At 61.8% G+C, this 25621-nt stretch carries 25 protein-coding genes; 10 read left to right on the top strand and 15 right to left on the bottom strand.

Annotated elements, in window-relative coordinates; all coding sequences use genetic code 11:
* The first annotated feature begins 203 nt into the window (after nucleotides 1-203).
* The 3 genes from ACMHLQ_RS03920 to ACMHLQ_RS03930 are packed head-to-tail and all read left to right on the top strand — an operon-like array spanning nucleotide 204 to nucleotide 5399.
* On the top strand, nucleotides 204-1511 hold the full coding sequence (locus tag ACMHLQ_RS03920) for an efflux RND transporter periplasmic adaptor subunit (protein WP_415403460.1): 1308 nt from the start codon (nucleotides 204-206) through the stop codon (nucleotides 1509-1511).
* Nucleotides 1508-3826 carry an efflux RND transporter permease subunit gene (locus tag ACMHLQ_RS03925; protein WP_415403461.1) on the top strand — a complete coding sequence of 773 codons (2319 nt, stop codon included), beginning with the start codon at nucleotides 1508-1510 and terminating at the stop codon, nucleotides 3824-3826. Before ACMHLQ_RS03920 ends, ACMHLQ_RS03925 begins: the two co-directional genes overlap by 4 nt.
* On the top strand, nucleotides 3765-5399 hold the full coding sequence (locus ACMHLQ_RS03930; protein WP_415403462.1) for an efflux RND transporter permease subunit: 1635 nt from the start codon (nucleotides 3765-3767) through the stop codon (nucleotides 5397-5399). Before ACMHLQ_RS03925 ends, ACMHLQ_RS03930 begins: the two co-directional genes overlap by 62 nt.
* 172 nt (nucleotides 5400-5571) lie before the next feature.
* Here ACMHLQ_RS03930 and ACMHLQ_RS03935 read toward each other — a convergent pair whose 3' ends face one another.
* The 3 genes from ACMHLQ_RS03935 to ACMHLQ_RS03945 all read right to left on the bottom strand — a co-directional run bounded on the left by ACMHLQ_RS03935 (nucleotide 5572) and on the right by ACMHLQ_RS03945 (nucleotide 10146).
* The gene (locus ACMHLQ_RS03935; protein ID WP_415403463.1) at nucleotides 5572-6582 is read right to left on the bottom strand and encodes a hypothetical protein; all 1011 of its coding nucleotides are present in this window, start codon (nucleotides 6580-6582) and stop codon (nucleotides 5572-5574) included.
* A 201-nt stretch (nucleotides 6583-6783) separates the two neighbouring features.
* A complete protein-coding gene (locus tag ACMHLQ_RS03940) occupies nucleotides 6784-8637 on the bottom strand; it encodes an ABCB family ABC transporter ATP-binding protein/permease (protein ID WP_415403464.1) in 1854 nt (617 codons plus the stop codon).
* Between the two features lie 78 nt (nucleotides 8638-8715).
* Nucleotides 8716-10146 (bottom strand): peptigoglycan-binding protein LysM, encoded by a 1431-nt coding sequence (locus ACMHLQ_RS03945; RefSeq protein ID WP_415403466.1) that lies wholly within the window; start codon nucleotides 10144-10146, stop codon nucleotides 8716-8718.
* Nucleotides 10147-10273: 127 nt separating this feature from the next.
* Here ACMHLQ_RS03945 and ACMHLQ_RS03950 point away from each other — a divergent pair, with 127 nt between their 5' ends.
* Complete coding sequence (locus ACMHLQ_RS03950) at nucleotides 10274-10822, top strand: TIGR00730 family Rossman fold protein (RefSeq protein WP_415403467.1); 549 nt, start codon at nucleotides 10274-10276, stop codon at nucleotides 10820-10822.
* Between the two features lie 62 nt (nucleotides 10823-10884).
* Here the strand turns inward: ACMHLQ_RS03950 and ACMHLQ_RS03955 are convergent, their stop codons facing one another.
* The 6 genes from ACMHLQ_RS03955 to ACMHLQ_RS03980 form a co-directional block, all read right to left on the bottom strand.
* Nucleotides 10885-11484: a superoxide dismutase gene (locus ACMHLQ_RS03955; protein ID WP_415403468.1), complete on the bottom strand. Its 600-nt coding sequence runs from the start codon at nucleotides 11482-11484 to the stop codon at nucleotides 10885-10887.
* 122 nt (nucleotides 11485-11606) lie between these two features.
* Nucleotides 11607-11960, bottom strand: a complete 354-nt coding sequence (locus ACMHLQ_RS03960) for a hypothetical protein (RefSeq protein ID WP_415403469.1) — start codon at nucleotides 11958-11960, stop codon at nucleotides 11607-11609.
* 81 nt (nucleotides 11961-12041) lie between these two features.
* On the bottom strand, nucleotides 12042-12617 hold the full coding sequence (locus ACMHLQ_RS03965) for a sarcosine oxidase subunit gamma (protein ID WP_415403470.1): 576 nt from the start codon (nucleotides 12615-12617) through the stop codon (nucleotides 12042-12044).
* Nucleotides 12610-15624: a sarcosine oxidase subunit alpha family protein gene (locus tag ACMHLQ_RS03970; RefSeq protein WP_415403471.1), complete on the bottom strand. Its 3015-nt coding sequence runs from the start codon at nucleotides 15622-15624 to the stop codon at nucleotides 12610-12612. The genes ACMHLQ_RS03965 and ACMHLQ_RS03970 overlap by 8 nt, the downstream gene beginning before the upstream one ends.
* 67 nt (nucleotides 15625-15691) lie before the next feature.
* Entirely contained in the window at nucleotides 15692-16021 is a 330-nt protein-coding gene (locus ACMHLQ_RS03975) for a sarcosine oxidase subunit delta (RefSeq protein WP_415403472.1), read from the bottom strand.
* Nucleotides 16022-16108: 87 nt separating this feature from the next.
* A complete protein-coding gene (locus ACMHLQ_RS03980; protein WP_415403473.1) occupies nucleotides 16109-16309 on the bottom strand; it encodes a hypothetical protein in 201 nt (66 codons plus the stop codon).
* Nucleotides 16310-16509: 200 nt separating this feature from the next.
* Between ACMHLQ_RS03980 and ACMHLQ_RS03985 the strand changes: the two genes are divergently transcribed.
* Nucleotides 16510-16695 (top strand): hypothetical protein, encoded by a 186-nt coding sequence (locus ACMHLQ_RS03985; RefSeq protein WP_415403474.1) that lies wholly within the window; start codon nucleotides 16510-16512, stop codon nucleotides 16693-16695.
* Between the two features lie 5 nt (nucleotides 16696-16700).
* Here the strand turns inward: ACMHLQ_RS03985 and ACMHLQ_RS03990 are convergent, their stop codons facing one another.
* Both ACMHLQ_RS03990 and ACMHLQ_RS03995 read right to left on the bottom strand, forming a co-directional pair.
* Nucleotides 16701-17156 carry a hypothetical protein gene (locus ACMHLQ_RS03990; RefSeq protein ID WP_415403475.1) on the bottom strand — a complete coding sequence of 152 codons (456 nt, stop codon included), beginning with the start codon at nucleotides 17154-17156 and terminating at the stop codon, nucleotides 16701-16703.
* Nucleotides 17157-17158: 2 nt separating this feature from the next.
* Nucleotides 17159-18403, bottom strand: a complete 1245-nt coding sequence (locus tag ACMHLQ_RS03995) for a sarcosine oxidase subunit beta family protein (RefSeq protein ID WP_415403476.1) — start codon at nucleotides 18401-18403, stop codon at nucleotides 17159-17161.
* A 216-nt stretch (nucleotides 18404-18619) separates the two neighbouring features.
* Between ACMHLQ_RS03995 and ccmI the strand changes: the two genes are divergently transcribed.
* From ccmI to ACMHLQ_RS04010, 3 genes are read left to right on the top strand one after another with little or no spacing between them, the layout of a single operon-like run.
* Nucleotides 18620-19840: a c-type cytochrome biogenesis protein CcmI gene (gene ccmI / locus ACMHLQ_RS04000; protein ID WP_415403477.1), complete on the top strand. Its 1221-nt coding sequence runs from the start codon at nucleotides 18620-18622 to the stop codon at nucleotides 19838-19840.
* Complete coding sequence (gene ruvX / locus ACMHLQ_RS04005; protein ID WP_415403478.1) at nucleotides 19837-20313, top strand: Holliday junction resolvase RuvX; 477 nt, start codon at nucleotides 19837-19839, stop codon at nucleotides 20311-20313. The genes ccmI and ruvX overlap by 4 nt, the downstream gene beginning before the upstream one ends.
* Nucleotides 20310-20552 carry a DUF1289 domain-containing protein gene (locus tag ACMHLQ_RS04010; RefSeq protein WP_415403479.1) on the top strand — a complete coding sequence of 81 codons (243 nt, stop codon included), beginning with the start codon at nucleotides 20310-20312 and terminating at the stop codon, nucleotides 20550-20552. Before ruvX ends, ACMHLQ_RS04010 begins: the two co-directional genes overlap by 4 nt.
* Nucleotides 20553-20617: 65 nt before the next feature.
* Here the strand turns inward: ACMHLQ_RS04010 and ACMHLQ_RS04015 are convergent, their stop codons facing one another.
* The 4 genes from ACMHLQ_RS04015 to ACMHLQ_RS04030 are packed head-to-tail and all read right to left on the bottom strand — an operon-like array spanning nucleotide 20618 to nucleotide 23384.
* The gene (locus tag ACMHLQ_RS04015) at nucleotides 20618-21352 is read right to left on the bottom strand and encodes a hypothetical protein (RefSeq protein ID WP_415403480.1); all 735 of its coding nucleotides are present in this window, start codon (nucleotides 21350-21352) and stop codon (nucleotides 20618-20620) included.
* Entirely contained in the window at nucleotides 21349-22170 is an 822-nt protein-coding gene (locus ACMHLQ_RS04020; protein ID WP_415403481.1) for a sulfite exporter TauE/SafE family protein, read from the bottom strand. The genes ACMHLQ_RS04015 and ACMHLQ_RS04020 overlap by 4 nt, the downstream gene beginning before the upstream one ends.
* 29 nt (nucleotides 22171-22199) lie before the next feature.
* Nucleotides 22200-23210 (bottom strand): tRNA dihydrouridine(20/20a) synthase DusA, encoded by a 1011-nt coding sequence (dusA, locus tag ACMHLQ_RS04025; RefSeq protein WP_415403483.1) that lies wholly within the window; start codon nucleotides 23208-23210, stop codon nucleotides 22200-22202.
* Between the two features lie 3 nt (nucleotides 23211-23213).
* Nucleotides 23214-23384: a hypothetical protein gene (locus ACMHLQ_RS04030; RefSeq protein ID WP_415403485.1), complete on the bottom strand. Its 171-nt coding sequence runs from the start codon at nucleotides 23382-23384 to the stop codon at nucleotides 23214-23216.
* Between the two features lie 179 nt (nucleotides 23385-23563).
* Between ACMHLQ_RS04030 and ACMHLQ_RS04035 the strand changes: the two genes are divergently transcribed.
* Entirely contained in the window at nucleotides 23564-25174 is a 1611-nt protein-coding gene (locus tag ACMHLQ_RS04035; RefSeq protein ID WP_415403486.1) for an ATP-binding cassette domain-containing protein, read from the top strand.
* Nucleotides 25175-25360: 186 nt separating this feature from the next.
* A complete protein-coding gene (locus tag ACMHLQ_RS04040; RefSeq protein ID WP_415403487.1) occupies nucleotides 25361-25570 on the top strand; it encodes a hypothetical protein in 210 nt (69 codons plus the stop codon).
* Nucleotides 25571-25621 lie beyond the last annotated feature (51 nt).

The following is a 25621-nucleotide window of genomic DNA, read 5'->3' on the forward strand; positions in this document are numbered from 1 at the left end:
CCTTGTTATCGCGCTTCTCTTATCCTGCCCAATCGCCCAAGCCAAGAGCGACAAACAGCTGGTCCACCTGCGGCAATTACACGTCATTGCGATTTACTGTCAAAAAAAGTAATCTGAACTGGTTAGTTTAGACGTAAGACCTCCTATATCGAGCGCTAAGCGCGGCAGCGCGCTGGGTCTTATACTATCGGGGAAGAACGCAAATGCGATTTGTGTCATTGATTTTGGCCATCGGCGTGGCCGCTGGATTGTCATTCTGGATTCTGCAGCGCGACCGCGCCGAGGAATTCTTTGCAGGCATGATAGCCCCTCCCGCCACCGAGGAGGCCGCCCCCGAAGCCAGTGAAGCCCAAGACGCTGTCGCCGAGGAAGAGGCAGAGCCCGACGCCCAAGGGCTGATCAAGGTCGTGGCGCGCAAGTCAGTTGCGCGTGAAATCGACAGCGCCGTTATCCTGCGCGGCCAGACCGAAGCAGTGCGCCAGGTCGAAGCGCGGGCCGAGACAACCTCGACCGTCATTTCCCCGCCCCTGCGCAAGGGCGCTTTCATCGAAGAAGGCCAGTTGCTCTGCCAGCTTGACCCCGGCACACGCGAATCCGCCTTGGCCGAAGCACGCGCCGCCCTGGCCGAGGCCATCGCGGGCAAGACCGAGGCTGAGAGCCGGGTGCCCGAGGCCCAGGCCCGCGTCGCCGAAGCCCAGGCCATGATCGAAGAGGCACTGGTCAATCAGAATGCCGCCCGCCGCCTGAGCGAGGGCGGATTTGCTGCGGAAACCCGGGTCAAGAACACCGAAGCCGCTGTTGCAAGCTCCGAAGCATCGCTGGAAGCCGCGCGCGCCAACGTGTCGGGCGCCATTGCCGGTCTGCAAGCCGCCGATGCACGGATCGAAAGCGCGACGGCCGCAATCGCCACCGCCGAGAAAGAGCTGGAGCGTTTGGAGATCCGCGCGCCCTTTGCCGGTATTCTTGAAAGCGACACGGCCGAGTTGGGCAGCCTGCTTCAGCCCGGATCGCTCTGTGCCACGATCATCCAGCTTGACCCGATCAAACTGGTCGCCTTTGTTCCCGAGACCGAAGTGAACCGCGTCAAGCTGGGCGCCATTGCGCGGGCGCGCCTGGCTGCGGGCGGGCAGCAGGTGTCGGGCGAAGTGCAGTTTCTCAGCCGCTCGGCCGACATGACCACCCGCACCTTCCGCGTTGAAATCGAGGTGCCCAATCCAGATCTGGACATCCGCGACGGCCAGACAGCCGAAATCGCCATCTCCTCTGCCGGGGCCAAGGCGCACCTGCTGCCGCAATCGGCCCTGACGCTGAACGAAGAGGGTCGGATGGGTCTGCGCACGGTGACGGATGAGGGGATCGTGGAATTTGCCCCCGTCACGGTGATGCGCGACACAACGCAAGGCATCTGGCTGACGGACCTGCCGGACGAGGTCAACGTTATCGTGGTGGGCCAGGAATTCGTTACCGCAGGCGTCAAAGTCGCGCCGACCTATCAGGAGCAAACCCAATGACAGGTGTTGTCGACTGGGCCGCGTCCCGCGCGCGGATGGTGCTGGCCTTTATCCTGCTGTCCCTGACAGTGGGCACGGTGGCCTATGTCAGCCTGCCCAAGGAGGGCGAGCCGGATATCGAAATCCCAACCCTCGTGATCTCTGTTCCCTTCTCCGGCATTTCGGCCGCCGACAGCGAGACGCTGTTGATCAAACCGATGGAGACGGAACTGGCCGATCTGGACGGTCTGGATCGCATGACCTCCACCGCGGCAGAGGGCTATGCCAACGTCGTTCTGGAATTCGAGTTCGGTTGGGACAAGACTCAAGTCATGGCGGATGTGCGCGACGCGATGGACAGCGCGGAATCCGAATTCCCCGACGGGTACGAGCAATACACGCTGGACGAATTCAACTTTTCCGAATTCCCGATCGTTATCGTGAACCTGTCCGGGCCGGTGCCCGAACGGACGATCACCCGTGTCGCCAAGGACTTGCAGGACGACATCGAAGCCATGGATTCGGTGCTAGAAGCCAGCATCGTGGGCAGCCGGGACGAGATGCTCGAGGTGGTGATCGACCCCTTGCGGCTTGAGGCCTACAACGTCACCGCAAGCGAATTGCTGAACGTTGTCCAGAACAACAACCAGTTGATTGCCGCAGGCGAGGTCGAGACCGCCCAAGGTACATTTGCAGTCAAGATCCCCTCGTCCTTCGACGAGCCGTCCGACGTCTACAACCTGCCGGTCAAGACCAATGGCGACCGCGTCGTCACACTGGGCGATCTGGCCCAGATCAACCTGACATTCGAAGACCGCGAGTCCACCGCCCGGTTCAACGCCGAAGACACCGTCGCCCTGCAAGTGGTCAAGCGCAAAGGGTTCAACCTGATCGACACGGCCACAGCCGTCAAAGAGCTGGTGGCGGAAAAGGCGGGCGAATGGCCTGACGGCCTCAAGGCGGCAGTCGAGGTGGGCACCTCAAACGATCAGAGCCGCGAGGTGGCCTCGATGGTCGGACAGCTGGAAGGGTCCGTTCTGACGGCCATTTCGCTGGTCATGATCGTCTCCCTGGCCTTCCTCGGGCCGCGGGCGTCGATCCTTGTCGGCTTTGCCATCCCCACCTCGTTCCTGTTGTGCTTTGTGCTGCTGGCGATCATGGGCATTTCGATTTCCAACATCGTGATGTTCGGCCTGATCCTGTCGGTCGGCATGCTGGTCGACGGGGCCATCGTGGTTGTCGAATATGCGGACAAGCGCCAGCAGGAAGGCGCCGGACCGATGCAATCCTATGTGGATGCGGCCAAGCGGATGTTCTGGCCTGTGGTCTCTTCCACCGCGACGACCTTGTGTGCGTTCCTGCCCATGCTGTTCTGGCCCGGTGTTCCGGGGCAATTCATGGGCATGCTGCCGGTCACGCTGATCTTTGTTCTTTCCGCCTCGCTGATCGTCGCCCTGATCTATCTGCCCGTCATGGGCGGGGTGCTGGGGCGCATCACAAGCTGGCTCAGCAAACAGTGCACGCGCATCGCCAGCCTGCCCTTCCTCGCGCATCTCCTGGTGTTCCCGCTGGGTGTGGCCCTCATGGCGGGTCTGGCCGCGATGCAGCCCCTGCTGGGCAACATCACACTGGCCTTTGCCGCGATGGATCAGCAGAACACGTTTGGTTCGGTTGTCCCGACATTCTTCAGCGTCTTCCTAAACGGTCTGGCGATGACGGCGCTTGTCGGTCTTGCGCTTACAGGCCTCATGACCGTGGTGCTGGCCATCTTCGCCTTCTTCCTGCGGATGGGCTGGGTCGGCATGTGGGCGCAGCGCAAGGTATTCGGCACCTCGAACCGTCGGGTGAAATCCGGTTACCAGCGCTCGGGCTTTGGCTACGTGATCAAGGGGATCGTGGGCAACCCGTTCATGCCACTGGTCATGGTCGGGGCCGTCTTTGTCTTTGTCGGCACCACGCTGATCTACTTCATCAACAACAACAAGGGCGTCGAGTTCTTTGTCGAGACCGAGACAGAGCAGGCCATCGTCTACGTGCTGGCCCGCGGCAACCTCAGCCTTGATGAAAAGGACGGATTGCTGCGCCAGGCCGAGGCTGTGGTCAACGCGCATCCCGGCATCCGCAGCGCCTTTGCCTTTGCCGGCAATGGCGGGCTGAATGCCAATACCGGAGGCGCGGGCGCGCCCAAGGATTCCATCGGGCAGATCCAGCTCGAGACCATTCCATGGGAGGAACGCCCGGATCTCGACCGAAGCCTGGTTCACAGTTCCTTTCGTGAACTACACGGTGATGCGCGAGGTCAAAGCCGAGGATTTCGACGGCGATACGGTCATTGACGAATTGACGGCCGACCTGTCCCTGATCCCCGGGGTCCAGACCGAAGTGCTGCCGCTGGCCCAAGGCCCAGCCTCGGCCAAACCGGTCCACCTGCGCATCAAGGGCGACAACTGGCAGGATCTGCTCGACGCCACCTCGCTGGCGCGCCAAGAGTTCAATGCCACCCCCGGTCTGATCAAGATCGAGGACACGCGCCCCCTGCCCGGCATCGACTGGCAGATCGACGTGGATGTGGCCAAGGCCGGACGCTACGGCGCGGATGTGGCGACGGTCGGAGCCATGGTGCAACTGGTCACGCGCGGCCTGCTGCTGGACACGATGCGTGTGGACACCTCGGATGAAGAGATCGAGATCCGCGTGCGCCTGCCCGAAGAAGACCGCGTGCTGTCGACACTCGACACGCTCAAGGTGCGCACGGCTGACGGTCTGGTGCCCCTTGCCAACTTCATCACCCGCACGCCCGTGGCCGAATTGGCGCAGATCAACCGCGTTGATCAGAACCGCTATTTCGACGTGAAGGCCGACGTGATCGGAGGCCTGCAAAAACTGGCCACGACCACCGAGGTCGACGGCGAACAGGTTGAAGTGATCGCAGCCACATTGCGCCCGTCCGCCAGCGGCGCCATCACCTCGGCCGACGGGGTGACATATGACGTGCTTGCGCTGGAAGAGAGCGGGCAAGGCGTGGACCTGCAAGCCGCGCTTGATGCCGGCGATCTGCGCATGCTGCCCGTGAACGCAAACGAACGCATCGCCGAATTGACCAAATGGCTCGAAACCGACCCCTTTGCGGTTGGGCTCGAGTTCGAGTGGACAGGCGATCAGGAGGATCAGGCCGAATCCGGTGCCTTCCTCGGGCAGGCCTTCCTGGGGGCCTTGGGGCTGATGTTCATCATCCTGCTCGCCCAGTTCAACAGCGTCTACAATGCGCTGCTGGTGCTGGGTGCCGTGGTGCTGTCCACCACCGGCGTTCTGATCGGGATGCTGGTGATGGATCAGGCGTTCTCGATCATCATGACAGGCACGGGCATCGTCGCCCTCGCCGGAATCGTGGTGAACAACAACATCGTGCTGATCGACACCTATCAGGAGTATGAGAAATACATGCCCCGGATCGAGGCGATCATTCGCACCGCACAGGACCGGATCCGCCCGGTTCTGTTGACCACCATCACCACGATGGCAGGTCTTGCGCCCATGATGTTCGGGCTGAGCCTCGACTTTGGGGATGGTGGCTATACCGTCAACAGCCCCACCGCCTTGTGGTGGAAACAGCTGGCGACGGCCGTTGTGTTCGGCCTCGGCATCGCGACCGTGCTGACACTGATGGTGACCCCGTCCCTGCTGGCCATGCGGGTGTGGATCGTGACCTATGCGATGTGGTTCAGCCAGTTGCTGGCCAAGCTGTCGCTGGGCCGCGCAAGCGCTGCTGCACGCGACTGGTCGCTGGCACGTCAGACCGGAAAGATGCAGGCCCAGGAACTTGTATGGGATTTCGACGACGAGCCTGTCGCCGACACCCGGCAGTCCGAACTGCCCTTCCCGTCCCCAACGCTCAAGGCTGCCGAGTAGCCACGAGGCGCAATGTGTCAGAAAGAAACAAGGCCGGCGCCCGGAAACGGGCCCGGCCTTTTTCGCATATACACGACACTTATCGGGTGGGGAGACTGCGTGCGGAGCGCATGTGTCTCATGGCAGGGCGGAGCCCAGCGGCGGCCTTGCAGGATCTGCCGCGAAAGCGGGATCAGGTGTTGGAGTCACCACACGACTCAACATTTGCCTGCGCAAGACAAACGATGACCTTGATGAAATCCTCGGCCTCGACGTCTTTAATCGGGCTGTCATAAATCGACATGTCCTGGCTGAACAATTGATCACGACCGAACCACTGCTGCGCAACTCTGCGATTGCTTTCCTCATGTGCGGAAATAATCTCTTTCGCGCGTTCAAGCCCGATGTGGAACGCATACTCCTTTTCAGGAAATGCGGCCAGGATGGCATTCTCGATGCAAATCCGTTCTTTGCGCACCCGGCCCTTGTCGAGGGGCGGTAGAAGCGCGTTCACCTGCCTCAATATCTCGAGCGAGCGCGCATCCCATGTCTCGTTTGCAATCTTCCTTTCCGGTACAGCCCAGCCGTCCAAAGGAAGATCACTGGCGTCAAGAAAGTCGGAAATGAGATCACCCGGCTGAGGGGCACTATCTGGAAGCAAGAAAGGATGAACGTTGCCTTTTCCAAACACGGAAGACAGGGCATCCAGCTTGTCCGCATGGTTCGGGCCCACCCCTTTTTGCATGCCTTTTTCGGTTTTCCCGCTATTCCTGACAGCGTTCTTGTATACGCTGTTCAGTAGCAGATCCTGCCTGCGTAGAGCGGTGACAACAGTGATCGCCTCACAGGATCTCTCGACGATATGGCGAAGCCGGACAAGTTCGTTTTTTGACAGTCCTCCCAGACCCTCATGAGAAACCACAACGGTGTCACAACGATCCTCGGACAACCAGGTTTCCAATTGTCTGACGATCTTTGGTTGGGCATCTTCCAGATCGTTCTGCGAGAATATCCCCCACCCGGCGAGAATTCTGTTGGGCCGGTATTTCTGCAGGATAGCAATGTAAAATTCATCTGCACGGGCAACCCGGGTCGGCGGAACCAGAATTCCGCAGGCTCTCATGGTTTCACGGTTTGCGCGCAGAAAGCGTTGTATCGAACTCGTCCCGGTTTTTGCGGGGCCGACATGTAGGATACAGCGCATCAATAGTCTCCAATGTTATCCTTGGAAATCCTGGAAGGGTATCTTGCCGCCTTATGCCGAAAAGCCGACATGCGTACAACTGACATGACCGTCGGTTTCGTACCGCATACCGGACCTTTGAGCCTTGAGCGACTGCCCTTCCGGTCACAACTGCGGAACCGGAACGCCTGCCGTGCGGGCTAAACCGCAGACGACACCGTACTAGGTCTCGTCCGCCTGCTGGCGTTGCCAGAGTTGCGCATAGCGCCCGTCGGCAGCCAGCAGGGCCTCGTGCGTGCCCGTTTCCACGATCACACCCTGTTCCAGCACGACAATCCGGTCCGCTTCGGCAATCGTGCTCAGGCGGTGCGCGATGGTCAGCACGGTACGGCCCTGCCCCGCTGCGTGCAGCGCTTCCTTGATGTCCTGCTCTGTCTCGGTGTCGAGCGCACTGGTCGCCTCGTCCAGCAACAGGATGGGCGGGTTCTTGAGCAAGGTGCGGGCAATGCCGACGCGCTGCTTTTCTCCGCCTGACAGTTTCAGACCACGCTCGCCCACGGCCGTGTCATAGCCTTGCGGCAACGCCTCGATGAAATCGTGGATCTGCGCAGCGCGCGCGGCGGCCTCGATGTCTTCCTTGGTTGCGTCATCGCGTCCATAGGCGATGTTGTAGCGGATGGTGTCGTTGAACAGCACGGTGTCCTGCGGCACGACGCCGATGGCGGCATGCAGGCTGTCCTGCGTCACGTCCCGCACGTCCTGCCCGTCGATGCGCAACGCGCCCGACCCGACATCGTAAAAGCGGAACAGCAGACGCCCGATCGTCGACTTCCCCGACCCGGTGGAGCCCACGATCGCGACTTGCTGGCCCGGCTCGGCCACCACCGACACCCCCTTGAGGATGGGGCGCGCGGGATCATAGCCAAAGTGCACATCATCCAGCTCGATCCGCCCACCCGTCACAGCCAACGGGCGTGCATCGGGCGCATCCACCACTTCGGCAGGCTGTTCGAGCAGATCGAACATTTCGCCCATATCCACCAGCGCCTGCCGGATCTCGCGGTACACCGTGCCGAGGAAATTGAGCGGCATGGTGATCTGGATCATGTAGGCATTGACCATGACGAAATCGCCCACGGTCAGATCGCCGTTCTGCACGCCAACAGCGGCCAACACCATCACCCCGACAAGGCCAGCCGTGATGATCAGCGACTGGCCAAAGTTCAGAAATGCCAGCGAATAGCTAGTCTTGAGCGCGGCGGCCTCGTAACGCTCCATCGCGCTGTCATAGCGCATCGCCTCGCGGTTCTCGGCCCCGAAATACTTGACCGTTTCGAAATTGAGCAGGCTGTCGATGGCCTTCTGGTTCGCGTCCGTATCCTGATCGTTCATGATGCGGCGCAGTTTGACGCGCCATTCGGTGACCGCGAAGGTGAACCAGACATAAAGCGCGATGGTGACCGCGACGATCAGCAGATACCACGCGTCAAACAGCACCGTCAGCACGATCCCGATCAGCAACAGTTCCAGGATCAGCGGGCCAATCGAAAACAGCAGGAACCGCAGCAGGAATTCGACGCCCTTGACCCCCCGCTCGATGATGCGGGACAGGCCCCCGGTCTTGCGTGTGATGTGATAGCGCATCGACAGGCGGTGAATGTGCTCGAACGTCTCGAGCGCCAGCATACGCAGCGCCCGTTGCGCAACGCGGGCAAAGATCGCGTCGCGCAACTGCTGAAAGCCGACATTCATCAACCGCGCAAAGCCGTAGGCGACCGTCAGGCCAATCGCACCAAGGGCAAGTGCAGACACGCCGTCCCCCGCCAGCGCATCCACCGCGTCGCGGTAGATGATGGGCGTATAGACCGACACCAGTTTGGACAAGATCAGCGCCAGCATGGCCAGCACAACCCGCTTTTTCACCCAGGGTTTGTCGGCAGGCCACAGGTACGGCGCCACCTTGCGGATGGTACGCAGGCCCGACTTGCGGTCCGCATTGTGCGGTGCCTCATCCGGGTCGGGTTGAGAAGAAACCGGGTCAGCCGAAGCTGCCGATGCCGTCGTGTCAGCGGGCATGGAAAACGTCCTGTCGTTCAGACGCTGTTACATAGTTCAGCTTGGGATGACTTGCCAGTGCTACAGGGCGCACAGACCCTACTGCGGCAATGCAAAGACCTGGCCGGGAAAGATCAGGTCCGCATCGCGAATACGGTCACGGTTGGCCTCGAACACCTGCACGAACAGGCGGCCCTCGCCGTAGCGGTCGCGTGCGATGCCCCACAGGGTGTTGCCTGTCTGGACGGTGATCTGGGTGGCTGGCGCGCTGGCGTCATCAATCTGGGCCAGAACGACAGGATCTTCCCGCCGGAACGGTGTTTCCACGCGGCTTGTGACTTCACCGTCCTGGTTCAACTCGTCCACGCGCAGCGTGTAGACGCCGGTATCGATCTGGGGCAGATCACCGCGCCACTTGCCGTCGGTGCCCACGTTCAGATCTGCAACGGGCCGATTGTCGACATAGACGCGCACAACCTCCGCCTCTTCCTGCGCGCGCCCGGCCAGTTGCACGTCGCCGGTTTGCGAATAGCTGATAGTGTCGAGTTCGATGTTGTCCAGCGCGGCGGGCGGCGTGGCGCTTAGCACTTCGACCCCGTCCGGTGTCGATTTCAGGACCGTAACGGGGGCCGGAATATCCGGCACGTCGGTCGAGGCCGTGACCTCGGGCGCAGGCTCAACCGTTTCTGTATCGGTGGGCGTGGCGGTCGCAACCTCTGTGTCTTCCGCTTGAGGAACGGCGGCGGGTGCCTCTGTCGCCACAGGGTCCGGGCTGTCCACTTGCGTGTCCGCGACAACCGGTGCCGGGTCGGTTTCGACTTCTGGCGCGGTAGGCGCGGATGCCGGGGCCGGGGCGGTTTGCGCCACATCCGGTTCCGCCGTGTCTTCGGCTTCAGGCAGCGCGGCGGTTTGAGGCGCGTCCACCTGTTCCGCGGCATCAGAGGTTGGCACCTCTGCTTCCTCCACAACCGTTTCAGGCACAGCCGCAACGACCTCGGGCGCCTCGGTCTCGACCACGTCTGGCGCTTCCGCCTTTGCAGTTTCAACCGGCTTGGGCTGGGCTTGTGGTGCCAGGATCACTTCGTCGATCGAGGCGAGTTCCTCGACACCGACCCGCTGCACGATGGTCAACACCTGCGCCTTTGCGCTTGGCGGCAGGATCGTGATCGCGGCAAAACTGCCGCCGGAATCCGTGGTGACCGAAGTGTTCTTGGCCCCGTCCAGCAGCACCGACACCTCGCTGCCAGGAGATGCCCGCCCTGCGATGATGGTCAAGCCATCCGGTTCAACCCGCACCTCGTCAATCGAGGGGCGTTCTGGTTCGACCGCCGCCTGCACATCTGCCTCGGGTGTCGCGGGTGTTTCTGCCACGGGCACTTCAGCGGCCTGAACAACGGGTTCAGCCACCGGTACAACCTCGGCATCGCGTGAATTCAGGTAAAGCCCGGCCCCCACGGCAACCACCGCCACAACAGCCGCGCCAGCGACCATTGCACCGTTCGACGCCCCCAATGCTGCCCATTTGGACATAGCAGACCTTTCCCACAACCGGCACAGCCCGGTTTCGTTGCGCTTGCATAACAGGCAGCTTAACAACGGTCAAAACACTGCTGTCACAAAACCATCACTTTCACGCGCTCGATCAGGAACTGTTGCCATGGCCCCACTGTCTGTCTGTGTTTATTGTGGGTCGCGCCCTGGCGGCGACCCGGCCTATATGGCGGATGCCGAAGGGTTGGGGCGCGGGATTGCAGCGCGCGGTTGGCGGCTGGTCTACGGCGCGGGCGACGTGGGCCTGATGGGCGGCGTGGCGCGCGCGACCCAAACTGCGGGGGGCAACACCTTTGGCGTCATCCCCAAACATCTGGTCGATTGGGAAGTCGGCAAGACCGACCTTACCCGCTATGTCGTCACCGAAACGATGCACGAGCGCAAGAAAGTCATGTTCATGAACTGCGATGCTGTTGTCGTTCTGCCGGGCGGCGCCGGATCGCTGGACGAGCTGTTCGAGGTGCTGACATGGCGCCAGCTGGGTCTGCATGAAAAACCTGTCGTTCTGATCAATACGAACGGCTATTGGGACCCGTTGCTGACCCTGCTCGATCATGTCGTATCAAACGGCTTTGCCGATGCCACATTGCTCGACTATTTCGTCTCTGTTCCGGATGCAGAAGGGGCGCTGGCGGCGCTTGAGCGTACTGGCTGAACGAAAAAGGGGCCGACCATGTTCTGGTCAGCCCCCAAAGATTCACGTCACAGTCAAGCGTCTCACATGCGCGAGGCGACGTTTTCCCAGTTCACCAGGTTGTCCAGGAAGTTGGTCAGGTAGGCCGGGCGCTTGTTGCGGAAATCGATGTAGTAGGAGTGTTCCCACACGTCGCAACCCAGCAGCGCGGTTTGGCCAAAGCACAGAGGGTTCACGCCATTTTCGGTCTTGGTCACCTTCAGGCTGCCGTCGGCATCCTTGACCAGCCAGCACCAGCCCGAGCCGAACTGACCCGCGCCTGCCGCAGAGAACGCGGATTTGAATTCGTCGACCGAGCCAAAGCTTTCGACAAGCGCGGCTTCCAGTTCGCCTGGCATGGCGCTGTCACCGGGGCCCATCATTTCCCAGAACTGGTTGTGGTTCCACAACTGGCTGATGTTGTTGAAGATACCATTCTGAGCGACCGCCGAGGCATCGTAGGTGCCCTTGATAATCTCTTCCAGAGACTTGTCGGCCCATTCCGTGCCCTCGATGGCCTTGTTGCCATTGGTCACGTACGCGTTGTGGTGCAGATCGTGGTGGTATTCCAGCGTTTCGGCGGACATGCCCTTGGATGCGAGCGCATCGTGCGCATAAGGAAGGTCAGGAAGTTCAAAAGCCATGTGCGGGATCCCTTTGGTTCGTATTGCAGCCATGTGACTGACAGATTGTGCAGTTCACGGCAAGATCAAGGGCGCCTGTCGCAAAACCGTCCCAATGCCCCCGATCAGACCGTTGGCGCGATCTACTTGCAGGTGCCCTGCCAGCGCAAGCTGCCGACGTAGCCATGCGCCTTGGCATTGACCTTGGTCGCGCCAGTTGCGTCCGTGGTGACAGAAGAAAAGCGGAACGGGCTCCAGTTCCAGTCGGTCCGGGTCTTGCCGTTGCTCTGGCGCACACGCACATCCTTGCTGCGCAGCCCTTCGATGCGGGCCGATCCATCTTCCTCCACGGTCAGGCGGTAGTTCAACGCGTACTGCCCTTTTTGTGGAGACACGGGCACAACATCGCACGTGAAAACCTGCGGCGCCGCCACGACGGCAGACGGTCCGACGAACATCAGGGCGCACAGCCCTGTTCCCAAAATCCCGAGTTTCACGGCTTTTTCCCCTATGCAAACATGACGCTAATACGCATCATGTCGCGCATCGGTTGAAAAATCTCAATCGAAAAACTTAGCCTATCCTTGGAAAAAACGCGCCTGACTGCCCTTTTGCGCCGCGACCGACAGCAGATCGAACATGTACCGCGCCTGCGAGCGGAAACAGACGATTTGAAACGTCTCGTCATCAGGCATCCAGAAGGCCGCTGCGACCTGGGCCATGCGGGTGCGGCGGAACATGCCCGGCTGAAACGCGGCGGGGCCCACGTCGACCGGCGCCAGCTTGGCCATGACCTCGCGCGCAAATGCGCCCGACACCTGAAACACCGCGCGTGCATCAGACACATCGACGGCAAGCGCGTGCGCATCCCCCAGTTTGGCATTCAGGGTGACGAGGTGCGTATCAACTTCGGCGTAAGGGCACAGGATCAGCACCTCGTCGGGCGACATCCAGCAGATCCCGTGATCGCCGGCAAAGTTCGCCTGCCCCGGGCCCGGCATGCCGACGCCGGCAACGCCGGTCGCCGCCGCCTTGATCGGTGCCGAGGACAGATCCCCGCGCAAGGTGATCATGCCCTGCAACGGCGCCTCGGTGATCGTCGCAATCCCGTCTGTGAAAGTCGCCCCGTTCAGGGCCGTCACGGCGTTAGACATTCTGCTTCTCCCCTTCCGGATCATAGAACACGGGGCTGACGATGCGGGTCTTGTAGACCTTGCCATCCGTTCCGGGGAATTCGATCACCTCGCCCATCCGGTCCGGCCCGTGCAGTACCAACCCCATTGCGATCCCCTTGCTAAGGTTGGGAGAGTGATAGCTGGACGTGACCCGCCCCTGCACGTTGCGCTGGCCGTTTGCGTTGGTCCCGTCGGCAACCGCATAGGCACCGTCAGGCAGCACCGATCCATCCTCGGTCTCCAGCCCCACCAGTTGCCAGCGTTCAGGGTCGGCCATGTGGCTGCGTGTGTGCGCGCGCTTGCCGAGGAAGTCTTCCTTCTTCTTCGACAGGGCCCAGTGCAGGCCCAGATCCTGCGGGATGACGGTGCCGTCCGTCTCGTCCCCGATCATAATAAAGCCCTTTTCGGCGCGCAGGATGTGCAACGCTTCGGTGCCGTAGGGCATCACACCCAGATCAGCCCCTACCACCATCAGCGCATCCCAAAAGGCCTGGCCTTCGCTGGCCTTGACGGCGATCTCGTAGCTTAACTCGCCCGAGAAGGAGATGCGGTAGGCGCGCACGGCAAAGCCGCCCAAAGTACCATCCGCCCACTCCATGAAGCCCAGTGCCTCTTTGGAGACGTCCATGCCCCCCAGCGCCTCCAGCGCCTTGCGGGCATTGGGGCCGACCACGGCGATCTGGGCGTATTGTTCCGTCACGTTGGCGACATAGACATTCCAATCCCACCACTCGGTCTGCAGCCATTCTTCCATATGGCCATGGATGTTTTCGGCCCCGCCGGTGGTGGTGTGACACAGGAACGTGTCCTCATCGATCCGCGCCACGACGCCGTCGTCGATCAGGAACCCGTTTTCACCGCACATCAGGCCGTAGCGACACTTGCCCGGTTTCAGCGTGCTCATCATGTTGGTGTAGAGCATGTCGAGGAATTTGCCCGCATCCGGCCCCTTGACGATGATCTTGCCAAGGGTCGAGGCATCCAGCAGGCCCATGTTCTCGCGCACATTTTTCGTTTCGCGCATCACCGCGTCATGCACGCTTTCGCCCGGGCGGACATAGGCGTATGGCCGACGCCATTGGCCGACCGGTTCCCAATCCGCGCCGTTTGCGTCGTGCCAGTCGTGCAAGGGCGTGCGTCGCAAGGGCTGGAACACGTCGCCCCGCGCCTCTCCCCCAATCGCACCCATCGAGATGGGGGTGTATGGCGGGCGGAAGGTCGTTGTGCCCGTCTGGGGAATAGGCTGATTTAGTGCATCAGAAAGGATCGCGAGGCCGTTGATATTGCTCAACTTCCCCTGATCCGTCGCCATACCGAGCGTGGTGTAGCGCTTGGCATGTTCCACGCTTTCGAACCCCTCTTGCGCGGCCAACTGCACGTCCGACACCTTGACGTCGTTCTGATAATCCAGCCACGCCTTGGACCGCAACGCGACGCCTGCGCCTTGCGGCATCAGCCAGACCGGGGCCATCGCCGCCTCTTCCACGATTTCGGCCTCGGGCGCATTGACCTTCTTGCCGCTGAAACCAGCGGCGCGTGCGGCACCCTGCCCCATCGCATGGGCATCGCCGAGGATTTCGGTCAGGCCGAAGTGGCCGTTTGCGGCCCCCGCAGGGCTGACAAAGCCGGTGCCATCCGGGCCAAGCGGTGCTTTATCCACATTGGGGCGGAACATGGCGAAATTGCTGTCCCACAGCAGCTTGCCCCCGCAATGGGACCAAAGATGCACCACCGGCGACCAGCCGCCCGACATCGCCACCGCATCGCAGGCGATCTCTTCCAGCACCGCACCTTCACCGGCTTGCGCACAGACGGCCACGCCTGTGACCCGCTTTGTGCCCTTCACCTTGGCGATTCCATGGCTCATCATCACACGGATTCCAGCCGCCTTGGCCTCGGCCACCAGCGGGCTGTCGACAGGCAGGACGCGGGCGTCCAAAATGGCCGGAATCGACAATCCGGCGTCTTTCAAAGCGATTGCAGTGCGATATGCGTCGTCATTATTGGTCACCACGACCGTGCGGTCACCGGGGCTGACGCCATAGTTTACGACATAATCCCGCACCGCAGAGGCCAGCATGACACCCGGCACATCGTTGCCCGCAAAGCTGAGCGGGCGTTCGATTGCTCCGGTTGCTGTCACCACGTGGCTCGCGCGAATGCGCCACAAACGATGGCGCGGACCATCCGTTTCAGGCGCGTGATCGGTCAGCCGTTCGTACCCCAGAACATAACCATGGTCGTAGACGCCCGCCCCCATGGTGCGGCTGCGCATCGTCACATTCGGCATGTCAGACAGATCTGACACCAATTCTTCCACGAACTTATCCACAGGGAGGCCCTGAACGGCGCCGCCATCGACCGGGGCACGCCCGCCCCAATGGGCGGTTTGTTCGAGGATCAGCACCTGTGCGCCTGTTCCCGCCGCCGATTTGGCCGCAATCAACCCGGCGATACCGCCACCGATGACCAGAACATCGCAGAAGGCGTAGAAATGCTCGTAACTGTCTGCATCCCGCCCTTTGGGCGCCTGGCCGAGGCCCGCAGCCTGTCGGATAAACGGCTCGTAGACGTGTTTCCACAAGGGGCGCGGATGGATGAACATCTTGTAGTAAAAACCCGCAGGCATGAAACGCGCCAGTTTCGCGTTGATCGCACCAACGTCGAATTCAAGGCTGGGCCAGTGGTTCTGGCTGGAGGCCAACAGCCCCTCGAACAGCTCGGTCGTGGTGGCGCGCTGGTTCGGCTCGAACGTGCCTTCGGCGCCAAGGTTCACCAGCGCATTGGGCTCTTCCGGGCCAGCCGCGACGATCCCGCGCGGGCGGTGATACTTGAACGAGCGGCCGACCAGCATCTGGTCGTTGGCCAACAGGGCCGAGGCCAGCGTGTCGCCCTCGAAACCCTTTAGGATCTTGCCGTTGAAGGAAAAGCGAACGGCCTTGTCTTTGTTCAAAAGGCGGCCGTGTGTGGCAAGACGTGTGCTCATGTATCAGCCTTTGTGCGGGCGGCGGCGTCGGAGCCTCCGGCGGGGATTTTTTCAGAACAGAGAAGGATCACGAAAACGCCCTCCACGACCAGCCGGGGCGCTTGGCCGAAATAGCGTCGCACAGCTCTTTGGGTGGCTCCAGCGTTTGGGCCGGGTATGTGCCAAAGACTTCCAGCGTGGTGGTGCAGCGGGCCGCGTGAAACCACTTGCCGCAGCCGTAGACATGCCGCCACCGCTCGAAATGGACGCCCTTGGGGTTTTCGCGCATGAACATGTAACCCTCGAACTCATCATCGCTCGAACCGGGGCCGAACCGCGTCAGATGCGCCTCGCCGCCCGCATGAAATTCGGTTTCTTCGCCCGTTACGCCGCAGCAGGGACAGGTCAGGATCAGCATGGGCGGGCTCCGATATGTGAGCCGAACACATAAAAGGCGGGCGTCGCAAGACGCCCGCCTGGTGCGGTTCGGGAGGAGAGTTGGGAGTTATTCGGCCGGGATTGCCACGCCTTCGGCAGCAGGGGCAATGGCACCTTGGGAGACTGTACCATTGTCCGGCACACCGCCGATCGAGCCGACAAGCGCCAGAATAGCGATGATGGCGACGATGACGCCAAAGGCAATGAGCAGGCCACGCCCACTGACGCCGTCGCCACGGTGCAGGTTCGGGTTTGGATAGTCTGACATGATGGTTCCTCCTTTGGATAGGATACCATCTGGTCGTGGTGCTGCTGGCCCGCAACCAGCGCCCCGGATAGCGCAAAAAACGGGCCAAGGGCAGCCGATTTTGGACCAAAACACTGGCTAAGTCCCGCCGGTTTGGCGAATTTGCGTGACGCAGACCGGCGGATTATGGCACTGTAAACAAAAGTTGACAGGAGACTGCCATGAGCAAGGAAATGGGCGCCGTTCTGGTCTTTGGTGCCATAATTCTGGGCGCATTGATCATGTTCGCGCTCGAACAACGTGCTGCGGCCAAACGCAAGGCGGCGCGCGGCGGGCGTGAAATCGACGTCAGCAACCTGATCGCCTTTGGCTCGGCTGCGGGCGAAGGCAAGAAGACGGCCGAGTGATCGCATCAACATTGTGCGCCCTCGCATAGGCGCAGCCACGTCACCAGCCGGTCGCCGAACCCCCATTGCATGGTGGACACCGTCAGCAGCATCACGTTGGCGATGTTGAACACATCCGCCTTGAGCCGCAGCGTGTCGAAATTCCGCTCTTCGGTCATGAAATCCACGGAGTAGCCCTGTTTCGGCAGCTCCGTCGGTTTCACCCCGTTCTTCAGCGCGGCAAGCTCGACCCCGTATTCATGCAGCAGTTTTTCGACCGATTTCTGGCGCTCAAGCTCGATCTGCGCCAACCGGTCCGAAAAGAACAGGATGGCAGAGGCATTGCCCAAAGCGCCAAAGCGCTGGAACAGGTCCGCATTGCCGACGACCAGCGCCGCAATCGTGCCGATGCCCCAGGCCGCGAGCCCGACATAGGCCACACGCTTGGCAAAGCGTTGAAGGATGTATTGCACCCCCAGCATGCCTAGTGCGCCACCCCAGCCGCCACGCTTTCGTCGATGAACTTGCCCGCGCGGAAGCGATCGAGCGTGAATTCCTCAGTCAAGGGCGAATGCCCCTTGGCCATCAGTTCCGCCATGGCCCAGCCCGATCCCGGGATCGCCTTGAACCCGCCCGTGCCCCAGCCGCAGTTGATGAACACGCCCTCGACCGGCGTCTTGGACAGGATGGGCGAGCGATCCCCGGTCACATCCACGATACCACCCCATTGGCGCAGCATCTTGAGGCGGGAAATCATCGGGAAAGTCTCGATCAGGGCGCGCACGGTTTCCTCGATATGGTGGAATGATCCACGCTGGGTGTAGTTGTTGTACCCATCCGTACCGCCCCCGATCACCATCTCACCCTTGTCGGATTGGCTCATGTAACCGTGCACCGTGTTGGCCATCACGACCACGTCCATGCAGGGTTTGATCGGCTCGCTGACGAGCGCCTGCAGCGCCACGGATTCGATGGGCAGACGGAACCCTGCCATATCGGCGATATGGCCGGAATGGCCCGCCACAACGACGCCCAGCTTGTCGCAGTCGATTGGCCCCTTGGACGTGTCCACGCCAATCACCTTGCCCCCGTCGCGGCGCACGCCCGTGACCTCGCATTGCTGGATCACGTCCATGCCCATGTCCGAACAGGCCCGCGCATAGCCCCAGGCGACTGCGTCATGGCGCGCCGTGCCGCCACGTGCCTGCCACAGACCACCCAGCACCGGGTATCGTGGTCCGTCGATGTTGATGATCGGCACCAGCTCCTTGACCTTTTCGGGGCCGATGAATTCAGTCTGCACGCCCTGCAACGCATTTGCATGGGCCGTGCGTTGATAGCCGCGCACCTCGTGATGGGTTTGGGCCAGCATGATCACCCCGCGCGGGCTGAACATGACGTTGTAGTTCAAATCCTGGCTCATCGTTTCGTAGAGGCTGCGCGCCTTTTCGTAGATGGCCGCCGACGGGTCCTGCAGATAATTCGAGCGGATGATGGTCGTGTTACGACCCGTGTTGCCACCGCCCAACCACCCCTTTTCCAGGATGGCCACGTTGGTGATGCCGAAGTTCTTGCCAAGATGGTAGGCGGTGGCGAGCCCATGCCCACCCGCGCCAATGATGATCACGTCATACTTTTTCTTGGGCTCCGGCGCGCGCCACGCCCGTTCCCAGCCCGTGTGGTAACGCGCAGCTTCTCGCGCGATGGCAAAGGCGGAGTATCGTTTCATATGGCGGGGCCCCGGCGCTGGAATCGATGAAGGTCGGTCAGATTTGTAATGGCCGCTTGCACAAAGAAAAAGGCCAGCGCTGGCGGCACTTTTTATCAGTTTTGCGACACCGTTGCGGATGGCGCGACCATTGCCGGTACCATCCGCGCCGCTTTGTCCCTTTTGCTGGCTCTTTCCAAGGGTTACATGGCAATGGATCGCAGGGAAAAGGCGCGCATGCTGTTTTGGATTATCACCGGATGTTTGACCCTTGTCGTGGTGGCCACGCTGGCGCGCGCCTATATGCGCGGTGCCGACGACAGCCGTCCGCCTGCGGCCTATGATCTAGATGTCTACCGCGACCAGTTGAAAGAGGTTGAGCGTGATCTGGCGCGCGGTGTCGTGTCGCAAGCGGACGCCGAGCGCGCGCGCACCGAGGTGTCACGCCGTATCCTTGCTGCTGATGCCGCCATGCAGCAGACCCAAACCGACACCCGCCGGTCCGGGGGTGCCATCCTTGTGGCTGGCGCGACGGCGGCGGCGCTTATCGGTGGAACATACGCGATTTACCTTGAACTCGGCGCACCGGGGTACGGCGATCTGGCCCTGAAGGACCGGATCGAGGCCGCCCAGATCTTGCGCAGCGACCGCCCAAGTCAGGAAAGCGCGGAAGCCAGCGTGCCCGATGCCCCGCCCCCACCGGATGTGGGCCCGGACTATGTCGCCCTTGTCGAACGCCTGCGCACTGCTGTCCAAAGCCGACCAAACGACATTCAGGGCTTCACCTTGCTCAGCCAATCCGAGGCGCGGCTTGGCAACTTCGGGGCCGCGCATGCCGCCAAAGCAAAAGAGATCGAGTTGAAGGGCGCGAACGCCACGGCGGCAGATTTTTCCGAATATGCGGACCTCTTGATCCTCGCTGCCGGAGGTTACGTGTCGCCCGAGGCCGAGCAGATATTGGAACGCACGCTTGCCCTTGATCCCACCGATGGCCCGGCGCGCTATTACTTTGGCCTGATGATGGCCCAGACCGGGCGCCCGGACACGGCCTTGCGCGTCTGGGATCAGTTGCTGCGTGAAGGGCCACCAGACGCCCCGTGGATTCCCGCCATCGAGGTTCAGATCGAAGATATGGCCATGCGCGCAGGCGTTGACTATGCCCGCCCGGTCATCGGCACGGGGCGCGGTCCTTCGGCGGCAGATATCGAAGCCGCGGAAGAGATGAGCCCCGCCGAACGCATGGAGATGATCCAGGGCATGGTTGCAGGCCTCAGCGACCGGCTCGCCACCGAAGGCGGGCCTGTGGAAGATTGGGCGCAGTTGATCTCGGCCCTCGGTGTGCTTGGCCGGATGGACCAGGCCGCCGCGATCTTTGCCAATGCCAAAGAGGTGTTCGGCACCGACCCCGGCGCCATGGATATCCTCAACCGCGCCGCAGATCGCGTGGGCCTGCAATGATCACCGACGACACTGCGACCTTCGCCGCAGCCCTGCCACCGATGCGGGCCCTGATGGGGCTGGATCTCGGGGACAAGACGATTGGCGTCTCGGTCTCGGATACGTTTCTGTCGGTCGCCACGCCGCTTGAAACCGTACGGCGCAAGAAATTCGGACTGGATGCCGCGCGCCTGCAAACCCTGATCGCCGAGCGGTCGGTGGGTGGGATCGTGTTGGGCCTGCCCCGCAACATGGACGGAACAGAGGGCCCGCGCTGCCAATCCACCCGCGCCTTTGCGCGCAATTTCGAACGGCTCTGGGATGGCCCGATCACCTTCTGGGATGAGCGGTTGAGCACTGTGGCGGCAGAAAAAGCGCTGCTTGAGGCGGATACGACACGCAAACGTCGCGCCGAAGTCATTGATCACGTGGCGGCGGGCTATATCTTGCAAGGGCTGCTGGACCGGCTGGCAGTGATCAAGAGGCAGGCATGAGCGACATCCCCCAGAACCTCGTATGGACGCGCGACGAGATCGAAAGCCCCTGTGTGCAGGTCTGCGTTATCCATCCCGAAACGCGCCTGTGCGCAGGCTGCGCACGCTCGATTGACGAGATCGGGGCATGGAGCCGGATGAGCCCCGACGAACGCCGCGCCATCATGGCCGAGCTGCCGACGCGCCAGCCTGCCCCCACCACACGGCGCGGTGGACGCAGCGCACGGCTGAAACGCTAGCTGACCATGAACCCTGGCACCCGAAACCGTGTCGGTTTCCAGCCGTTCTCTGCGTCAGAGAACGTTCACTTTGCCAACCACTGCGCAGGGTTTGTGAATTCCGGGCGAAAGAATGCAATCATGCGCCCCGGCCCCGCAGGCCCGCGCCACGGCGCCGTGCCATGCAGCGCAAAGCGGTGGATCAGGAACGACTGACCGGGACCCGCCTGAATTGGCACCGGCGCGCACCGCGCAAACACATCCCGCCGCGCAGCGTGGTAGGCGTCGGTCAAATCCACATCGCCCACCGACCTGTCACCAATCGCCGCTACAATGGCCGCCTGCATGATCTTGTGACTGCCCGGCCACACGATCGTGGGTGCGGCTGGCACAGGGTTCAGCGGCAGGCCGAGGATATAGGCATGGAACTCGCGCGCATAGCGCCGCCGCTGCGGCCCTTCCGGCAACAGCCCGTCCACATGCGCCGCACACCGTTCTAGGCGGTAGCGGTGGTTGGCAGCGCTTTGATCCGCATCGCGCTGCGGGTATCCGGGATAGATGATCGACAGTTGGGCGGCATGCTGCGCCAATTCCGGCACTTGATCCATCCATCGCCCGACCAGCGGAACCCCATTGATCGCGCCCGCCGCATCATTGGGCAAGGCATCCACGCCCACGAACCAGGTTTGCCCATGGCGCAGGTTTTGCCGCTGCTTTTCGGGGTCTTGCGCGATATCACGCGCGACCTCTTCTGCCGCAGCGGCCCAGGCCGTTACACGCGGATCGCCGTCAAAGAGGACATATCCGTCCTCTTCCATCATCCAAAAATGGCTTTGCGCAACATGTTCAGCGCCACAAGCACAAGGAACACCGCAAAGACGCGTTTGAGCGGTCCGGGGTCCATCGCATGGGCCAGTTTCACGCCCCAGGGGGCGGTGATGAGGGTCATGGCGATGATGATGGCAAAGGCGACCAGATTGACCGCCCCGATGGTCAGGGGCGGCACCGGGCCGGACAGCGACACGAGCAGGAACCCAATCACCGAAGGCACGGCAATCAACACGCCAAAGCCGGCAGCCGTCGCGACAGCCCGGTGAATGGGCATGTTGAATAGGCTCATCAGCGGCACGCCGAAACTGCCCCCGCCAATGCCCATGAGCACCGACAGGAATCCCATGCCGGGCGACAGCGCCGCACGGCCGAGGCCGGTTGGCATCGCCTGCCCCAACCGCCAGCTCGACCGCCCAAACCCCATGTAAAGCCCCACGATCAAGGCCAGCACACCAAAGATGCCCTGCAAGGTCGTCGAGCGTAGCTGCGCCACGACCAGCATGCCCAATACCGCGCCAACCACGATGCCCGGGGCCCATGTGCGCAGGATGTCCCAATCAACGGCGCCCTTCTTGTGATGGCTCATCACCGAGCGCACCGAGGTGACGATGATGGTGGCCAACGACGTGGCCAGACACATCTGCATCAGGTCCGGCCCATCATAGCCAAGCGTCTGAAACGCGTAGAAAAACGCGGGCACCAGCACGATACCACCGCCAACACCCAACAGGCCTGCCAAGACGCCGGCGAATGCCCCGATCACGGCCAGCACAGCCAGCATCTGGAACAGCAAAACAGTATCGGGCATGTGGGTGCTTTCCTTTGGGTCGGGGCGTGCTACACCGCTTTGGCGTCCGGGGCCAGTGCCGTCACTTGCGCGAACGCCGCACGGACAAGGTCAGGCCCGGCTCCGGGCTTGGTTGCGCCCTCGCTCAACACGCGCCGCCAGCCCCGCGCGCCGGGGCGCCCCGCAAACAGGCCCAGCATGTGCCGGGTGATCTGGTGCAGCCGTCCACCGCCGGTCAGATGCGCCTCGATATAGGGCAACATCGCCTCGACCACCTCTTCCGCCGTGCGATCCACACCGGCGCCGAAAATCCGGCGATCCGCGCTGGCCAGAATGTCCGCTGGCTGATGATAGGCCGCCCGTCCGATCATCACCCCGTCCAGACCAGACTCGAGCAGCGCTTCGGCCTGCGCCAATGTCTCGACACCGCCATTGATCGAGATGTGCAGATGGGGAAACAGCCCCTTCATCCGCATTACCAGATCGTAGTCCAGCGGCGGAATGTCCCGGTTTTCCTTTGGGCTGAGTCCCTTGAGCCACGCCTTGCGGGCATGGATCGTCACCCGCTCACAGCCCGCTGCCACGATGCGGGCGAGGAATTCGGGCAGAACCTCTTCGGGGTCCTGGTCGTCCACACCAATGCGGCACTTTACCGTCACAGGCACGGTGACCGCGCTGCGCATGGCCGCCACACACTCTGCCACCAGTCCCGGATCGCGCATCAGGATCGCACCAAAGGTGCCCGATTGCACACGGTCCGAGGGGCAGCCGCAGTTAAGGTTGATCTCGTCATATCCCACAGTCGCGCCAAGGCGCGCGGCCTGCGCCAGTTCCGCAGGATCGGACCCGCCCAGTTGCAAGGCGACCGGATGCTCGGCCACATCGTAGTCCAACAGATGCAATGCCCCACCGCGCACCAGTGCAGGCGCGGTCACCATCTCGGTGTAGAGCAGCACGTGCCGACTGAGCAGACGGTGCAGATACCGGCAGTGCCGATCCGTCCAGTCCATCATGGGGGCAACGGACAGTGTTGCGGCCGCATTGGCTGCAGTGCTGGGCATTGATCATTCTCCAAGGTCCGCGAACCGGTCGTTGCGGCCATATTGCACACATACTGCACGGAAATCGGGGGCGTCCAGCCCTGCCCCCAGGAAGTCGGTGCACCGTTTGAGATTTGGCGCCGCGAACTGCCGGTCTTTCGCCTCAGGTGACATGACAAGTGGCAGCCCACCCATGCGCTGTCGGCCTTTATGCGCTGAAATGGGCATCGCACAGGCAACCAAATTGCGCGCCGCTTGTGGCCCCGTATCCTGTGCAGAAGGTGACCGGCCAAGTGCCCCGCAACCACCAAACAAGACCACCTTGAACCGACCTGATACCGATCGCGCGCACAATCGACCAGGAGCCGAGGCAGATGGACAAACTCAAGACGTTTCTCGCCCTCGGCGCGCGGGCCTGGCGCAGTTTTTCGCGCGAGACACGGGGCAAGCTGTATCTGTCCGTCGCTCTCTTCCTCGGGGTCATTCTGGCGCAGACATCCATCCCTATCCTGTTCGCCACCATCATCTCGAACATACAGTCAGACAGCGATCTGGTCGTCTATGTCCTCGCCATCTACCTCGCCTTATTCTTCGCCATCCGGTCCATAGAAGAGCTGCGCTTTGCCATCTACGTGTCGTTCGAGCAGACCGTGCAAAAGAGCATCGCCCTCGAGGTCATGGGCGTGTTCTTCCGCTTCCCCTTTGCCGAAGTGCGCAAGAAGTCCGCCAGCGAATATGCCATCATTGTTGACCGTGGCCTCAGCGGCGTGCGGGCGGTCCTTTACAACCTGATCTTTTCCATCGGCCCGCTGGTGATCCAGACCGCGATCCTGATCATTGTCACGTCCATCGCACTGGACCTCTGGCTGACGGTGTGGATTGGCGCGATCCTGGCGGTCTTCATCGTCACAACCGTGTCGCTGTCTGAACGGACGCGCAAACTGCAAGAGGTCTGGTTCGCCACGGCATCCGAGAACTACCAGATCCTGTCCGAAGGGTTGCGCGCCTATGAAACCATCCGATCGTTCGACCGTGTCGGCTGGCTCAGACATCGTTATGGAACGGCCACGGACAGGTTCATCGATCAGGTGGTCGTGTCGCTGCGCCCGGGCATTGTGCTGGGGTTTGTGCAGGGGGTGCTGTTGGCTCTTCTGGTTGGATCGGCCACGGTGCCCATTGTTTTTGGTGATCTCGACACAACAACCAAAGTCGCCGCTTTGGTGCTGATCAACGGTGTGATCCTCCAGATCGTCCAGCCGCTCTTGCAGTTTTCAGTCACCTACCGGCTGTTCATTCAGGGGCTGGCAAGTGCTGGGCAGATGCTGGAGTTGGTGTCAAAACCCGATTGCCCGGCAAAAATTCCGCATACGCGGATCGCAGGCGACAACGCGTTTGAGATTGAAAATCTCTGCGTGACCGAGGCCGATATCCAGATCCTGAACCTTGCCCACGTATCCATCCGCCGGCATGGCGTTACCTTGATCAAGGGGGCGTCCGGGTCGGGGAAAACGACCCTCGCGCGCTGCCTTGCTGGGCTGCGCGAATATGATGGCGACATCCGGTGCAGCAGTGACATCAATACTGTTTTTTACATGACGCAGGCCGTGGATGTGTTCAACACGTCCCTCGCCGAGAACGTAAGCCTGAGCCCTGAGCCAGACGGTGACAGAGTAGAGCGCGCCCTGGCCCAAGCCGGGCTGGCAGGCAAGGAGCTGTCCAACCTCGAACAACGCCCCGCGGGCGAAGGCGGTGCGCATATGTCGGGCGGGCAAAAGCGGCGCATCGCCATCGCGCGCATGCTCTATCACGACGCCGAAATCCTGATCTTTGACGAACCCACCAACGATCTGGACAAGACGGGTGTCGACGGGATCATCAAGACGATTTTCGACCTTGGCCAAAGTCACACGTGCATCGTGATCTCCCATGATCCGCGCTTCCAAGAACAGGCGGATTTCATGATCGAGCTGCCCGGTGTCACCTAGGACGGGCGGAAGCCCGCACATCGAGCACACCGCATTCCCGCAAGGTTCCGCCCAAACGCCAGTGCAATTCTATCTCGGATTGAAAACGCCCAGCCCCTTTGGAACCATCACGCACGGCAGTTGGCGAACTCGTTTTCGTGCAGCTGTAGACCATCCAAGCCCAAAACCTGACCAAGGAGAGACGTGATGACGCTACAGACACACACCTTCCCCTCAGAGAGGGTCGCAAGCAAATCTGTGATCGGCAACTACCGCAGCAACGTGATGCGCGACGTGAGCGCACGCTTCAATGCGGCCGAAGAGACCAATTCCATCGCCGAAAGCGCGAATTGCGACACCGGCTCGTCAAGCAGCTGTGGCTGCGGGAACTGCGATACCGGGGCCAGCAGCTGCTAGCCATTCGGTGCCTGCCCGGTCCGGCCCCTGCGTGTCGGGGGCCGGATCTGT

Source organism: Tateyamaria algicola, assembly GCF_047715485.1.
Classification (GTDB): domain Bacteria; phylum Pseudomonadota; class Alphaproteobacteria; order Rhodobacterales; family Rhodobacteraceae; genus Tateyamaria.

Coding starts and splice junctions, on each gene's coding strand:
- ACMHLQ_RS03920 (WP_415403460.1), top strand. CDS start 204: ATGCGATTTGTGTCATTGATTTTGGCCATCGGCGTGGCCGCTGGATTG.
- ACMHLQ_RS03925 (WP_415403461.1), top strand. CDS start 1,508: ATGACAGGTGTTGTCGACTGGGCCGCGTCCCGCGCGCGGATGGTGCTG.
- ACMHLQ_RS03935 (WP_415403463.1), bottom strand. CDS start 6,582: ATGCGCTGTATCCTACATGTCGGCCCCGCAAAAACCGGGACGAGTTCG.
- ACMHLQ_RS03940 (WP_415403464.1), bottom strand. CDS start 8,637: ATGCCCGCTGACACGACGGCATCGGCAGCTTCGGCTGACCCGGTTTCT.
- ACMHLQ_RS03945 (WP_415403466.1), bottom strand. CDS start 10,146: ATGTCCAAATGGGCAGCATTGGGGGCGTCGAACGGTGCAATGGTCGCT.
- ACMHLQ_RS03950 (WP_415403467.1), top strand. CDS start 10,274: ATGGCCCCACTGTCTGTCTGTGTTTATTGTGGGTCGCGCCCTGGCGGC.
- ACMHLQ_RS03955 (WP_415403468.1), bottom strand. CDS start 11,484: ATGGCTTTTGAACTTCCTGACCTTCCTTATGCGCACGATGCGCTCGCA.
- ACMHLQ_RS03965 (WP_415403470.1), bottom strand. CDS start 12,617: ATGTCTAACGCCGTGACGGCCCTGAACGGGGCGACTTTCACAGACGGG.
- ACMHLQ_RS03970 (WP_415403471.1), bottom strand. CDS start 15,624: ATGAGCACACGTCTTGCCACACACGGCCGCCTTTTGAACAAAGACAAG.
- ACMHLQ_RS03975 (WP_415403472.1), bottom strand. CDS start 16,021: ATGCTGATCCTGACCTGTCCCTGCTGCGGCGTAACGGGCGAAGAAACC.
- ACMHLQ_RS03980 (WP_415403473.1), bottom strand. CDS start 16,309: ATGTCAGACTATCCAAACCCGAACCTGCACCGTGGCGACGGCGTCAGT.
- ACMHLQ_RS03985 (WP_415403474.1), top strand. CDS start 16,510: ATGAGCAAGGAAATGGGCGCCGTTCTGGTCTTTGGTGCCATAATTCTG.
- ACMHLQ_RS03990 (WP_415403475.1), bottom strand. CDS start 17,156: ATGCTGGGGGTGCAATACATCCTTCAACGCTTTGCCAAGCGTGTGGCC.
- ACMHLQ_RS03995 (WP_415403476.1), bottom strand. CDS start 18,403: ATGAAACGATACTCCGCCTTTGCCATCGCGCGAGAAGCTGCGCGTTAC.
- ccmI (WP_415403477.1), top strand. CDS start 18,620: ATGCTGTTTTGGATTATCACCGGATGTTTGACCCTTGTCGTGGTGGCC.
- ruvX (WP_415403478.1), top strand. CDS start 19,837: ATGATCACCGACGACACTGCGACCTTCGCCGCAGCCCTGCCACCGATG.
- ACMHLQ_RS04010 (WP_415403479.1), top strand. CDS start 20,310: ATGAGCGACATCCCCCAGAACCTCGTATGGACGCGCGACGAGATCGAA.
- ACMHLQ_RS04015 (WP_415403480.1), bottom strand. CDS start 21,352: ATGATGGAAGAGGACGGATATGTCCTCTTTGACGGCGATCCGCGTGTA.
- ACMHLQ_RS04020 (WP_415403481.1), bottom strand. CDS start 22,170: ATGCCCGATACTGTTTTGCTGTTCCAGATGCTGGCTGTGCTGGCCGTG.
- dusA (WP_415403483.1), bottom strand. CDS start 23,210: ATGCCCAGCACTGCAGCCAATGCGGCCGCAACACTGTCCGTTGCCCCC.
- ACMHLQ_RS04030 (WP_415403485.1), bottom strand. CDS start 23,384: ATGGGTGGGCTGCCACTTGTCATGTCACCTGAGGCGAAAGACCGGCAG.
- ACMHLQ_RS04035 (WP_415403486.1), top strand. CDS start 23,564: ATGGACAAACTCAAGACGTTTCTCGCCCTCGGCGCGCGGGCCTGGCGC.
- ACMHLQ_RS04040 (WP_415403487.1), top strand. CDS start 25,361: ATGACGCTACAGACACACACCTTCCCCTCAGAGAGGGTCGCAAGCAAA.